The organism is Maricaulis sp. ABE4_448 (assembly GCF_056160825.1).
The window spans coordinates 197184-210924 of record NZ_JBSWXX010000005.1 but is presented as its reverse complement, the minus strand read 5'-3'; the positions used below and the strand labels follow the sequence as shown (position 1 = coordinate 210924).

Sequence of the window (13741 nt, the reverse complement as noted above, 5' to 3'; positions counted from 1 at the left end):
GTTGGGTATCATGGCCGACATGACGATTTCAGAGCCGGACATGGGCGGAAAGACCGGTCCCGGCGGCATGCTGAATTTCGATGCGCTGCGCTCTGCCAGCATGCGCAACACGCCCTATAACTATTTTGTCGCCGAGGGCGCGCTGAGCGCCGGCGAGGCGGCCGATGTGCGCCGCGATTATCCCGTCATCAACAAGCCGGGCTATCTGCCGCTGTCCAAGCTGGAAGCGAGCGGCGAGTTCAAGCGCCTGATGGACGACCTCAACTCCGCGGAACTGGCCCAGGTGCTGACCGACAAGTTCGGCGTCGACTTCACCGAAAAGCCGCGCATGATCACCGTGCGCCGGCTCTCTCAGCTGTCCGACGGGCCGATCCACAACGACTCCAAGTCGAAAATCCTGACCATGCTGACCTATCTCAATGCCGAGTGGGACGGCACCGGTGCGGGCTGTATCCGGGTGCTGAACGGTCCGAAGGATTTCGAGGATTTCACCGAGGAAGTGCCGCCGCTGGCCGGCTATGTCTTCGCCTTCCTGCGCGATGATCATTCCTGGCACGGCCATCTGCCCTTCGAGGGCGAGCGCTATGTGGTGCAGACCACCTTCCTGACCTCCCAGGAGGAGCTCGACCGCAAGGAAAAGCGCGGCGGGCTGCAATACTTCCTGAAAAAGCTGAACCCGTTCCAGTAACGCCGGCGGGCGGTGCACTAAAGCGCGTGCAGGGCTGCCCATTTATCGAGCCGATGTATTGCCCGGCCAGGCCAGCGCGCGGCTCGGCCCAGGGGCAGCCGGCCGGTCACCGCCTCCAGCTTGCAGCCTGCCGCCAACACCGCCCCGGTCAGGGAGGGGTGGCGGATCTGGCCTGAGACAACGTCGAAGTGCGCATTGGCGAGGCGTTTCTTGAAATCATACTCGCCGGGGCCGAGATGGATCGCCGTCAGCCCGTCATCCGCCAGCTGGCGGGCGATTTCCAGATAGAGGGTCAGCCCGGGCCCGATGCCGGCATGGCGCGGCCAGAAGACCGGAAACCAGTAGTGCAGCACCTGCGGTGTGCGCATGCCGAAATGCGCGGCGGCGAGTTCGCCATCGATCTCCAGCGTCGAGAGCACACCCTTCAGCGCCGGCGTGGTCCGGTGAAAAAGTGTCTCGATGACCTGGCGTGTCCAGGTCACGCCGAACACGTCCAGCGCCCCTGTGCGGCGGTATTGCCCGCGCTTGGCCGCGATCAATTGGTCCAGGGCGGCCGGGCGGCGGTCATCGATACGGATCACCACATCGGCATCCAGTGCGGCCAGCTTGCGCTGGCGGGCGCGGATGTTCCGCATCGCCTTGGCATCGGCCGCCGTACAATCGGCGATCAGCGCGTCATAGCCGTCCGACAGATCGGACACCCAGGAGGCTTCCGGCGGCGCACCTGCCGCTTCGCGTAGTGCGGTCTGCCCGGCCAGCCCGCCGCCGAATAGGAAGGCCTTGATCCCGGCCTGGGCCAGCAGGGGGCGATAGTCGAAATCCGGCGCGTCGGTGATCAGGCCATGATGATCGCCCAGCGCGGCGCCGATCGGCCGGGCGATGCGGGATCGGGTCAGGTGCAAGGGCAAAAAGCCGCCAGGCGCGCCATTGCGGCTCAGGGCCAGCACACGGGTATCGTCGCGGGATGCGGCCATGGTCTCGGCGAATTCCAGCGTGAAATAGGGGGAGGCGCAGGCCTGATTGCCCTCTTGCATGGCCGTCCATGCGGCCCGCTGGCGCGCGCTCAGCGCGTCGATCCTGACCAGGTCCGCATTCCACTGCGGTGTCATCGGCTGCGACCCATTCCATACCCCCCAAACCGCCTGCAAGTTCCGCGCCCCGCACCCGGCCTGAGCAGCGGCTCGATTGCTCTGGGCCAGACGGGTCTGCTATCGAACGGACGACAACCGTTTTCCGGTCGAAAAAATATTGGGGAAGGGGCCCGAGCCCATGAAAGACGTGATCGAACAGCTTGATGCCAAGCGTGCCGCGGCGCGCATGGGCGGCGGTGAGAAGCGGATCGAGGCGCAGCATGCCAAGGGCAAGCTGACCGCGCGGGAACGTATCGAACTGCTGCTGGACGAGGGCTCGTTCGAGGAATGGGACATGTTCGTCGAGCATCGCTGCGTCGATTTCGGCATGGCGGACAAGAAGATCCCCGGCGATGGCGTGGTCACCGGCCACGGCACGATCAATGGCCGTCTGATCTATGTCTTCTCCAAGGATTTCACAGTGTTCGGCGGTTCGCTGTCGGAGACCCACGCCCAGAAGATCGTCAAGATCCAGAAGGCCGCGATCCAGAACGGCGCGCCGATCATCGGCATGTTCGATGCCGGCGGCGCGCGTATCCAGGAAGGCGTGGCCTCGCTCGGCGGTTATGCCGACATCTTCCTGCAGAACACGCTGGCCTCGGGCGTGGTGCCGCAGATCTCGATGATCATGGGGCCGTGCGCCGGCGGCGATGTTTATTCGCCCGCCATCACCGACTTCATCTTCATGGTGAAGGACACCTCCTACATGTATGTCACCGGCCCGGACGTGGTGAAGACGGTCACCAATGAGACCGTCACCCATGAGGAGCTGGGCGGCGCCTCGGTGCATGCGAAAAAGTCCGGCGTCGCCGACGGGGCATTCGAGAACGATCTGGAAGCCATCGTGCAGATCCGCCGCCTGGTGGATTTCCTGCCGCTGTCCAATCGCGAGACCCCGCCGAAACGCCCCGTCTATGACGATCCGGACCGGATGGAAAAATCGCTCGACACGCTCGTCCCGTCCAATCCCAACAAGCCCTACGACATCAAGGAACTGATCGAGAAGGTGGCCGATGAGGGCGATTTCTTCGAGATCGCGCCGGACTATGGTTCCAATATCGTCACCGGTTTCGGCCGGCTCGACGGCGCCCCGGTGGGCTTTGTCGCCAACCAGCCGATGAGCCTGGCCGGCGTGCTGGACATCGATGCCAGCCGCAAGGCGGGCCGCTTCGTGCGCTTCTGCGATGCCTTCAATATCCCGATCGTCACCTTCGTCGACGTGCCGGGCTTTCTGCCGGGCACCAAGCAGGAATATGGCGGCCTGATCAAGCACGGCGCCAAACTCCTCTTCGCCTATGCCGAGGCCACCGTGCCCAAACTCACCGTCATCACCCGCAAGGCCTATGGCGGCGCCTATGACGTGATGAGCTCGAAACACCTGCGCGGCGATGTGAACTATGCCTGGCCGACCGCGGAGATCGCCGTGATGGGTGCCAAGGGCGCCGCCGAGATCATCCACCGCAAGGATCTGGGCGATGCCGACAAGATGGCTGCCCATGCGCAGGAATACGAAGACCGTTTCGCCAACCCCTTCGTGGCGGCCGGCCGCGGCTATATTGACGACGTCATCATGCCGCATGGCACCCGCAAACGCCTGATTTCGGCGCTACGCACGCTGAAGAACAAGAAGGCGGAAAACCCCTGGAAGAAGCACGACAATATTCCGCTCTAGGGCGCGCGCTTTTTCCGCTCTTTCTTCCCCATGCCGTGGGGAAGTGGGCCCTCCATCGCCTTGGCGAAGGAGGGGTCGAAGGGGCCGGCGCGTCAGCGCTGGGGGCGGTGGAGCCTGTCGCTGACACATCGCCGCTGAGGCGGCGCCCCTCCGTCTCGCCGCCTGGCGGCGATCCACCTCCCCATCAAATGGGGAGGAAAGAAACCTGCTCAGCACGAAATCCTCCACGGGCTTGCGCCCTGGAGCGATGAGAGGGGTGCGGGATGCACGGCGGACATCGTGTCCGCGTTTGAAGGTTTGGTGGTGATGCCCGAGGCATCCCGCACGCGGAGATTTACCCGGTCCCTTGCGGGACCGTCTCGAAACCTGCAGGCACGGGCCGGTCGAGCTTTTTGCCGGTGTCCCCGCAGATGGCCACGCCGGAGCCTGATGCTGTCACCCACCAGGCGCGGACGAGCTCCGCACGCTCCCGGGCACAAGGGACTGAGCTCATGCCTCCCATCCCGGAAACCGTCTGCGATGGTAAGGGCAAATGAGAGGGTGGGGATAAGTTTTCGCCCCGGCCCCACACACCGTCATCCTGACGAAGGTCAGGACCCAGATCGTAAAGGGAGATTTGGGCCAAGTGCGCTCGGGTCGAATGCCGGCGATGTGCGGGATAAGTGCGAGATCGCGGTCACCCGGCCCTATGAACTGGGCCCTGACTGAAGCCTGCGCCCGCGAAAGCGGGTGTCAGGGTGACTGTGTTTGATGCGGCGTTCTCACTCTCTTACCTACGTATTTCTCCCGGCCACCCGCTTTCGCGGGCGCCCGGCCTCCGCCGGGCATCCGTCCGGGATGACAATTGGAGAAGAATCAAAGCCGAGCGACGCAGCATGCGTGGAACTCACCGCCCCTAACTGCGCCCGCCCCCCCGTGCAGCTTGACATTTCACCCTGCAAACCGGCACATCGCGGCACCTGTCTAACACCGATTTCCGGACGCTTTACCCATGCACGCATACCGCACCCATACCTGCGCCCAGCTGCGCAAGGACCATGTTGGCCAGACGGCCCGGATTTCCGGCTGGATCCATCGCAAGCGCGACCATGGCGGTCTGCTCTTCATCGACCTGCGCGACCATTACGGGCTGACCCAGGTCGTGCTGGAGCCGGAAAGCGAGCATTTCGCGACGCTGGAACGCCTGCGGGTGGAAAGCGTGATCACGGTGACGGGCGAGGTGATTGCCCGCTCCGCCGAGACGGTGAATGCCAATCTGCCGACCGGCGAGATCGAGGTGCGTCTGGCCGAGTTGTCGATCCAGTCGGCGGCCGAGGAATTGCCGCTGCCAGTGTTCGGCGAGCCGGACTGGTCGGAAGAAGTGCGTCTGAAGCACCGCTATGTCGACCTGCGCCGTGAGAGCCTGCACAAGCGCATCGTGCTGCGTTCGAAAATCATCGACTCGATCCGCCGCCGGATGGTCGAGGAGGGTTTTACCGAGTACCAGACGCCGATCCTGACGGCCTCCTCGCCGGAAGGTGCACGCGACTTCCTGGTGCCGTCCCGTCTGCATCCGGGCAAGTTCTACGCCCTGCCGCAGGCGCCGCAGCAGTTCAAGCAGCTGATCATGGTCTCCGGCTTCGACCGCTATTTCCAGATCGCCCCCTGTTTCCGTGACGAGGATGCCCGCGCCGACCGCGCGCCGGGCGAGTTCTACCAGCTCGACATGGAAATGAGCTTCGCCACCCAGCAGGACGTGTTCGACGTGATCGAGCCGGTGATGAAGGGCCTGTTCGACGAGTTCGCCGACGGCCGTCATGTCCCGGACGAGCCTTTCGTGCAGATCCCGTATTTCGATGCCATCCGCTGGTACGGGTCCGACAAGCCGGACCTGCGCAACCCGATCAGGATGTCCGATGTTTCGGACACCTTCCGCGGTTCCGGCTTCAAGGTCTTCGCCGGCATGCTGGAGAAGAACCCCAAGGTCGAGGTTTGGGCGATCCCGGCCAAGACCGGTGGCAGCCGTGCCTTCTGTGACCGCATGAATGCCTGGGCCCAGAAGGAAGGCCAGCCGGGGCTGGGCTATATCTTCTGGCGCGAGGAAGAGGGCCAGGTCGTCGGCGCTGGTCCGATCGCCAAGAATATCGGCGAGGCGCGCACCGAGGCCCTGCGCCAGGAGCTGGGCCTGGAAGCCGGCGATGCCGTCTTCTTCGCCGCCGGCGACCCGAAGGATTTCTACAGCTTCGCCGGGCGGGCCCGCGATGTGGTCGGAACCGAACTCGACCTGTGCGAGACCAACACGTTCCGCTTCTGCTGGATTGTCGATTTCCCGATGTATGAATGGGATGAGGACAACAAGAAGATCGACTTCTCCCACAACCCGTTCTCGATGCCGCAGGTCGATCCGGACGAATTCCTGACGTTCGACGGTTCCGACCAGGACGCGCTGCTCAAGCTCAAGGCCTTCCAGTACGACATCGTCTGCAACGGTGTGGAACTCTCCTCCGGCGCGGTACGGAACCACCGCCCGGACGTGATGCTGAAAGCGTTCGGCTTTGCCGGCTACGACGCCGAAACGGTGGAAGAAGAGTTCGGCGGCATGCTGAACGCCTTCCGCTATGGCGCCCCGCCGCACGCCGGCATCGCTCCGGGTGTCGACCGCATTGTCATGCTGCTGGCCGGCGTGGAAAACCTGCGCGAGGTGGTGATGTTCCCGAAGGACCAGCAGGCCCGCGACCTGATGATGAACGCCCCGGCCGAAGTGGAGATGAAGCAGTTGCGCGAGCTTCACCTGCGCACCGTGGTGCCGGACAGCAAGAAGGACTGAGCCTCGCCTCACGATCCTGATAAAAAAAGGCCCCGGAGACAGCTCCGGGGCCTTTTGCTTTTCAGGGATCTGAGCGCCATAAATCAGGGCGCGGCGGCCTGGTCATTGTCTTCGGCCTCGGATATGCCCGGCTGCAGGAAGTGCGGCGCGTCGAACCGGTAGGCCGGTTCAGCCATGCGGCCCGTCGAGGGCGCGATCTCGATGGAATAGCCTACATCGCTGCACATGCCGGGCTCGGCGGGCAGGGTGCGGTTGAATACCATCAGGGCGGTATCGGAGAAGCCGGTCGTATCGAACACGCCATCCTGGCCCAGGGCAATGGCGACAACCTCATCGCCGCGGCGGCCCAGTGCGACCAGTTCCAGCCCGTCCTCGCCCTCGAGCGTGACCTCGAACCGGCCATCCAGATCGACGACCAGATAATCCGCGCCCAGCTCTTCCAGCCCGCCCTTGGACATCCAGCGCCCGGTGTCGCTGAGCGTATGGCGCACGGCGACGGAGCCGGAAAAGAGCGATGCCAGATCATAGGCCCGGGCGTAATTCTGTGCACGCCAGCGCTGGATCGTGGCGGGAATGTCGGTGCCGTACTCGGCCAGCGTTGCGGATGCGGTTTCAAACCCGTCCAGCGTCACGCTGTTTTCCCACAGGCGCCGCACCACCGTTTCGCCGTGGATGTCCGCCATGGATTGCAGCAGCGTCCACTGGGCATAGTCATGGCCGCTGATCTGTGTTGTCCAACACAGGTGCGGCGTGTCGAAATCGGTGCCGACATAGTCGGTCGCATCCTGGTCGCTGCCCATCGTCGCGACCTCGATCCAGGAGGCCGTGGCCTCGTAGAGCCAGTCGAGGCCTTCCTCGGCATCATAGCCGAACTGGACGACATGGTTGAACTCATGGGTCGCCGTGGCGCGCAGCAGGCTTTCCGCCGGCGCCTCCTTGCCCAGGCCCAGGAAATCATTGTCGATCACGAAGGCGGTCCGGGCCGCCAGGGTCTCGCGAATCTCCGGCGTGTTGGGATTGTCGAAGACGGTCTCCACCGGCTTGGTAAACCCCATCGCTCCGTCGACATGGGCAACATAGGCACGGTAGCGGCCGTTATCGTCGCGCAGCGGCTCGGACCAGCCCATCCGGACGATCTGGGCGTCGTAGGACTCCTGCAGTGCGATCCCCACCAGTTCGGCATAATGCGCCGAGGACGCATCTCCACCTTCCAGCGTGTAGTGGATGATGAAGTCCTCGGTCTCCAGCGTCAGCTCCGGACCGCTCAGCGTGACGACATTCTCGTTCAGCGCCTGGAGCGTGTCGACGACGCTGGCGTCCACCTCGCTCAGGACGAGGCGGAATTCGCCGCTTGTGTCCGAACCGTGATAGCGTGAGAGTTCCAGCGTGTAGGTGCCGCTCTGCGCCGCGGTGTAGGCGATGGCCGAGTTCAGCGTGCCGTCGCCGCGATCGTCATTCATCGCGACGGGATAGCCGTCCGGGCCGTTCAGCGTCAGCACGGTGTCCAGATCGTCGGTGATCGCATCGGCGACAATCATCACCGTCTGGCCGGCGGTCAGCTCGACCGGATAGCTCTGCTCGCGATTGTCGGCGCCGAGCATGCCCGTGTATTCGGCGAGGGTCTCGCCTTCAATGCTGGTAAAGTCGAACGGTACCTGGGCATTGGGGTCGAGCGCGAGGGAAAGGACGAGATCGCCCTGGCCCTGGCCGTCATAGCTGCCAACCAGAATGGTGAAGCGGCCCGCTTCGTCAGGCTGGTAGACGATCTGCGAGTTCAGCGAGCCATCGCCGCGATCATCATTCTGGGCGAGGACATTCCCGCCGGCATCCAGCAGGGTGAGCGTGGTATCCAGCGTCTCGGCGAGAGCATAGGTCGAGGCCACGAAGATGGCGTCTGCACCCAGATCGATCTCGGTGCGGACCTCGCTCGCACCGCTGCCCAGCGTCACGACCTCCTCGCGCAGCGTTTCTGCGGCGTAGGAGAGGCCGACATTCGCGCCCTCGGCGACCGTGAGTTCGAAAGCGCCGGTCGATTCGCCATAGCCCGTCACGCGAGCCGTATAGCGGCCACTCTCATTCGGCATAAACGTGATGCAGGACTGCAGCGAGCCGTCGCAATCATCATTCTGCGCGACCGGCTTGCCGTCCGGCCCCAGCAGCGCCAGCACGGTGTCGAAATTCTCGACCGAGGCCGTGCTCAGCGTGACAACCTGACCGGCCTCCAGCGTCAGCGGGAATTCGGCGTGCGGTGCCGTCTCTGTTACAGCGCCCGCAAACGGGCCGTCCGGCGCCTGGGCCATGGCGGCACCGCTGGCCGACAGGCCGGCCAGAATAATGGTCGAAAAACGCATGAATGCCCCCTGGAAGTGAGTCCGGCTGTGCCGCTGACGACACCGTGTATGCCGGAGTAGCGCTGCGCGGCGCGCAGCACAAGAAGGAGGCTGGTAGGAATGGTGGGTGGCACGACGGCCGGGCCCGCCGGTGTGTCAGCGCTCGGGCGGCGGCGGAGGTGTTTCCGGCTGAGGAGGGGCGATCCGGAACTCGAACCGTGTCGTGTTGCGGGTCTGGTCGGTCTCGCGCCGCAGTTCGCGAAGTTCGCGTTCCCGTTCGCGGGCCTCGCGACGCAGCTCGTCCTGCAAGGCACGGTGCTCGCGCAGCGCTTCCTCGCGCTCGCGCTCGATCTCGGCGCGCTCGATATGGCGGTCACGCTGGATTTCGCGCAGCTCCCGTTCGGCGCGGGCGATCTCGCGCAGAGCCTCATTGGTGGCTTCGCGAATGGCTTCCCGGTCGAGATCCTCGGCGTGGATTTCCAGCGCCTGGCCGATCTGGGTCAAGACCTCGACGCGGGCATTTTCCAGCGCCCGCAGCTCCATCACGGTCTCGGCGTCGGATTCGCCCCGCAGGCGCAGCACATAGCTGTACTCCTGGGCGGGACCGAAGCGCATCTCCTCTCCGCCGCTGCAAGCCGGCAGCTGCAGGCCGTCATTCAGCTCTGTGGTGTCATTCCCGCAGGCGCCGGTCAGGCTGTCCTTGGTCAGGCCTATGGCTTCGCGGATACGGGCCGAGGAGAAATTCGCGCCGGCGAGATTGGCGCCGGTGAAATCAACCTCGTCCAGTTCGGCATTCTCGAAGCTGGAGCCGGTCAGGTCGGCATCGCGGAAACTCACCTCGGTCCCGGTGACTTCGGCGAAGTTTGCACGGCGCAGCTCGGCGGCCCGGAAATTCGTCTCGTTCAGCTCGGCACGCAGGAAGTTGACCTGCCGCAGCCTCGCACCGTTGAAGAGCGTGCTGTTGAGCCGGGACCCGATAAAGGTGACGAACACCATTTCGGAGGCCGAAAAATCAGTGTCGTCGAGATCGGCGGCCGAGAAGTTGACCCGTTCGATCCGCGCACCGGGGAAGCGGGCGCCGGACAGGTTGGCGCGCGAGAATGTCACGCCGGTGAGCTGGGAGGCCGGCATGTCGGCGTCGGAGAAATCGGTGTCGTTGAACCGGCTTTCCACGATGGTGACGCCGGGCAGCTCGCTGTCGGCGAAGGATGCACCCTGGAAGTTCGCGCCGATGAAGACAGCGCCGGCCAGGTTCTTGTCGGAAAAATCCCAGTTCTCGAACTCGCCGCCAATGGTCAGGCCACGCCGCGGATGGTCGTCATCACCACCCGCAAAAGCCGGAGCCGTCGCGAGGCAGGTTGCTGCAAGCAAAGCCGAAATGACGCGTGTCTGTATCCGCATATCCACTCAGATACGGCAGTCGCCGGGGGAGTTCGACTTAATTCACAGTAACCCCTGTGCATATCGTATGAAGCCCGCCTGTCCTTGGCCAGCCTTGGCGCCGGCTTTGCGAGCGTCGGGCGTGCCTAATTGCAGCGCGGGATATGCAGGCCTGAGGGAAGTTCCGTGGACGCATCGCCGCACGCCCTGTTCAGCTGCGACTGGGTGAGGCCACGCGTCGTGCCGAGTTCGGCACCGGACAGGTTGGCGCCTTCCAGATCGGCTCCGGTCAGATCGGCGCTGTGCAGATAAGCGCCGACCAGATTGGCACGGCTGAGATCGGCACCGCGGAAGCTCGCGCTGGTGAAGCGGCCACCGAACAGGTTTGCCACGGACAGGTTCGCATTGTCGAACCTTGCGCCATTCATGGTCACGAGGGCCAGACTGGACTGGCGCAGCCGGCTGCCGGACACGTCGATGCCGGGAAGGTCGAGATAGGACAGGTCGGCCTGGAACAGGTTGCAACCGGGGCAGGACTGGCCTGACTGGACCCGGGCAATCTGTGAGGCATCCTGTGCGTGGACGGCGGTCCCGAGGGTCAGGACGGCCAGGACGGCAAGCCAAATCCGTTTCATTCTGGAGCGCTCCGAACGACTGGCCTCTCGCCAAGCAAGAGGCATACCGGCAGACAGGATCACTCGGTGGCCGGGCCCGTCCAGCCACAGGCGTCGCAATTGCGCGGTTCGCCATCACCGCCAACAACGGTGAAATGGCCGCACTCGGGACATGGATCGCCGGAGTAGGCCGTGATGTCGCGACCGCCGGCTCGTGTGACCGTGTGATCCTCGAGCTCGTAGTGACCGGTTTCGCTTGAACCGTCGTCCCGTCCGTTTGCGGCCTTGCGCGGGGCATTGGCGAACATCAGGATATTGTCCGGCACCTGGCCGCGGGAGAAGCCGCGGGAGATGAATTTGGAGGCGTCTTCCTGGGCGAGCTTTTCCTGCTGGACCCCCTTGCCCAGACCGCCGGGATCGGCGCGGTCGGGCGAGACTTCCGCTAGGTCCTCGCGGCCCAGATAGGACACACCCAGTTCACGGAAGAGATAGTCGAGGATTGAGGTCGCTTGCTGGATGGAGTCATTGCCCTCGACCGCACCGGCCGGCTCGAAGCGCGTATAGACGAAGGCGTCGACATATTCTTCCAGCGGCACGCCGTATTGCAGGCCAATGGAGATCGCGATGGCGAAATTGTTCATCAGCGAGCGGAAGGCCGCGCCTTCCTTGTGCATGTCGATGAAGATCTCGCCCAGCTCGCCATCGTCGAACTCGCCGGTGTGCAGATAGACCTTGTGGCCGCCCACTGTGGCCTTCTGGATATAGCCCTTGCGGCGGTCCGGCAGCTTGCGGCGGGCGGCGGGCTTCTCGACCACGCGCTCGACCGTCCGTTCGACAATGCGCTCCTGGATCTGGGGCGCGGCGTCGGCGGCATAATCGCCCTTGTCGAAGTCGATCGCCGGCAGAAGGTCGAACAGGCCCGATGCGGTCCGGCGGATATCCAGCCGGCGCAGGCCCAGATCGGCTCCGGCATCGATCAGCGCCGACACATCGTCGATGGTCGCATCCCCCTCGAGCTCGAGGGCAATTGCGCAGGCCCCGCCGATCTGCTGCTCGACGGCATGCGCCATGCGCATGATGCCGTGCGGTGCGACCGGTGCGAAGACCGACCGGATGTCGGCGGGAAGGGCGGGTGAGTCGTGTAGTTCACCCGTGCCCTGGGCATGGCGGTCGGCGGCGGCGATATCGGCTTCGGAAAAGCCCAGAGCCCGGCACAGGGAGGCACTTTCTGCCTCGACCACATCGCTGGACAGGCCCAGCTCGCGGCAGACCCGGTCTCCCAGCGTCCAGCGGTTGAGGGCGTGTCGGATCGAGGCGCCTTCCGCGATCGAATCATCCAGCCGCTCCAGCACGTCCTGGGGCAGGCCGCGTTCGGCCAGTGCGTCCAGCGACAGGGCCGGCGCGCCTGCCAGCGTACCGCGGCCGGCAGCATGATCCTCGGCCTGCTCGATCCGGGCGGCTGACTGGTCCAGGGCCTCAAGACCCTGGCGGACACAGCGCCGCAGGGTGCGGCCCGCGCCGAACACATCATCCGTCGTCGCTGTGGCGCCCAGGACGGGGGCTGCGCCATCGCTGTCTGCATCCATGAGGCCCGCCACAGCGCTGTCGACAGGGCCACAGGCCAGCACGACGCCGGGACGAGCCAGCGCGGCCTTGGGCAGGAAGGGCGTTGCGGCGTCTTCCAGCCGCGCGGCCACGGCCTCGAAACCGGCCGGAAGTGTGTCGAGCGGGAGGTCCGGACCCAGTCCCGGTGCGCTGGCACCGGTACCGGCTGCGGCATCGCGCAGGGCGAGAGTCGCCAGCCGGGCGATCGCTGCCGCAGCGGTGCGTCCCTCATCGCTGTCATAGGCCAATCCGCAGGCCGTCAGGGCTGCGCCCAGCCCGGTCAGGCTGATCGTGCCGGACGAGGCCGCGCCCTTCGGCGCGCTCAGGGCCAGGGCTGCCGCCCAGTAGCGCACGGCATCGAACAGGAGGTCGGCGTCGAAACTGCCATCCACTCCGATATAGGCGGGCAGGTTGACGAACAGGGTCGGCCCGGCCGGTTCCGGGCTTTCATGGAAGGCGAGGGACGGGGTGCCGAAGCTCCAGACGGTCCGGGCGATGCCGGTGCGGAAATCACGGGCGCGCACGCTGCCGCCGTCCTGGTCGAAGCTCCAGGCCTCGTCCTTGGCAATGGCCTCGCACAGGGCCGGCGGGATGTGCAGCCGTGCCTTGCGCTGTGGCAGCGGGTCGGGGATCAGCGCACCCAGGGCATCATCGCCGGTCCCCTGGCGAGCCAGCGACAGAGCACGTTCGACCGCTTCCTCGGGAATGCCGTCCTTGAGTGCGCGGCGCATGGCCCGGGCGAGGGCGGCATTGCTGCGCGGATCGAAACAGTCCTCCGGTTCGCCGGAGCAGCGTCGGCAGGCTTCGCCGATCGCCTCCAGCCGCTCGCGGGTGACCCGCGCACCGACCTCGAGGATCGAGCCGCGCAGGGCGGTTTCTGCGACACGACGCAACTGACCTGGAGCGGTACGTGCGGCAGCGCGGATCTGCAGCGGCAGTTCGGGCGCTTCGGGGCTTTGCGGCGTATCGCCATAGGCCCAGTCGACTCCGCCCTCGGCAATCAGGTTTGCGTCGGGCATGACATGCCGGCCGGTCAGGCTGGCCGCGAGTTCACGGGCAAAGGTCTCGGCTATTTCCGGCGTCTCGAACGCCCCCTGGCGGGCCGCCGACCAAGCCAGCGATCCGGCAAGGCGCGTGGTGACGCTTTCCAGCCCGTTTTCGGTAATGCGGGTCTCGTCATCGGCGATGTGCGGCGTCAGGCTGCCGATCACCTTCACGCCCGGGCGTGGCGTGGTGCGCAGCGGGCGGGGCATGTCCAGCAGATCGGCGAGGCTCTGGGCGGCGTTCGCACTCCAGTCGGCGGGAACAGTGATCGTCCGGCTGGTGGCCGCCAGCTCGGGATCGTCGCCGGCTGCGGTTACCGTACGCTCTTCCGGCGCAAGGCGTTCGCCCTGCCGGACCAGCTGCTGCGCGAAACGATCGAAGACTTCCATGCGTCCACCCTCAGACACCGGCCGGGCTCCGGTCATAGGCCGCGAATCGCCCGGACAAGCTGTCAGTCTACCGCGTGGCGTGG

At 65.3% G+C, this 13741-nt stretch carries 8 protein-coding genes; 3 read left to right on the top strand and 5 right to left on the bottom strand.

Annotated features, from left to right (window positions below; genetic code table 11):
* Positions 1 to 10: 10 nt before the first annotated feature.
* On the top strand, positions 11 to 688 hold the full coding sequence (locus tag ACXAJV_RS14740; RefSeq protein WP_475086190.1) for a 2OG-Fe(II) oxygenase: 678 nt from the start codon (positions 11 to 13) through the stop codon (positions 686 to 688).
* Positions 689 to 705: 17 nt separating this feature from the next.
* Here the strand turns inward: ACXAJV_RS14740 and ACXAJV_RS14735 are convergent, their stop codons facing one another.
* Positions 706 to 1797: a GNAT family N-acetyltransferase gene (locus ACXAJV_RS14735; protein ID WP_475086189.1), complete on the bottom strand. Its 1092-nt coding sequence runs from the start codon at positions 1795 to 1797 to the stop codon at positions 706 to 708.
* Between the two features lie 160 nt (positions 1798 to 1957).
* Here ACXAJV_RS14735 and ACXAJV_RS14730 point away from each other — a divergent pair, with 160 nt between their 5' ends.
* Both ACXAJV_RS14730 and aspS read left to right on the top strand, forming a co-directional pair.
* Entirely contained in the window at positions 1958 to 3490 is a 1533-nt protein-coding gene (locus ACXAJV_RS14730; protein WP_475086188.1) for an acyl-CoA carboxylase subunit beta, read from the top strand.
* Positions 3491 to 4481: 991 nt separating this feature from the next.
* On the top strand, positions 4482 to 6296 hold the full coding sequence (gene aspS, locus ACXAJV_RS14725; protein ID WP_475086187.1) for an aspartate--tRNA ligase: 1815 nt from the start codon (positions 4482 to 4484) through the stop codon (positions 6294 to 6296).
* A gap of 83 nt (positions 6297 to 6379) precedes the next feature.
* Here the strand turns inward: aspS and ACXAJV_RS14720 are convergent, their stop codons facing one another.
* The 4 genes from ACXAJV_RS14720 to ACXAJV_RS14705 all read right to left on the bottom strand — a co-directional run bounded on the left by ACXAJV_RS14720 (position 6380) and on the right by ACXAJV_RS14705 (position 13658).
* Positions 6380 to 8647 carry a PPC domain-containing protein gene (locus ACXAJV_RS14720; RefSeq protein ID WP_475086186.1) on the bottom strand — a complete coding sequence of 756 codons (2268 nt, stop codon included), beginning with the start codon at positions 8645 to 8647 and terminating at the stop codon, positions 6380 to 6382.
* A gap of 135 nt (positions 8648 to 8782) precedes the next feature.
* On the bottom strand, positions 8783 to 10027 hold the full coding sequence (locus ACXAJV_RS14715; RefSeq protein ID WP_475086185.1) for a pentapeptide repeat-containing protein: 1245 nt from the start codon (positions 10025 to 10027) through the stop codon (positions 8783 to 8785).
* A 125-nt stretch (positions 10028 to 10152) separates the two neighbouring features.
* A complete protein-coding gene (locus ACXAJV_RS14710) occupies positions 10153 to 10641 on the bottom strand; it encodes a pentapeptide repeat-containing protein (protein ID WP_475086184.1) in 489 nt (162 codons plus the stop codon).
* A 59-nt stretch (positions 10642 to 10700) separates the two neighbouring features.
* The gene (locus tag ACXAJV_RS14705; RefSeq protein WP_475086183.1) at positions 10701 to 13658 is read right to left on the bottom strand and encodes a TSCPD domain-containing protein; all 2958 of its coding nucleotides are present in this window, start codon (positions 13656 to 13658) and stop codon (positions 10701 to 10703) included.
* Positions 13659 to 13741 lie beyond the last annotated feature (83 nt).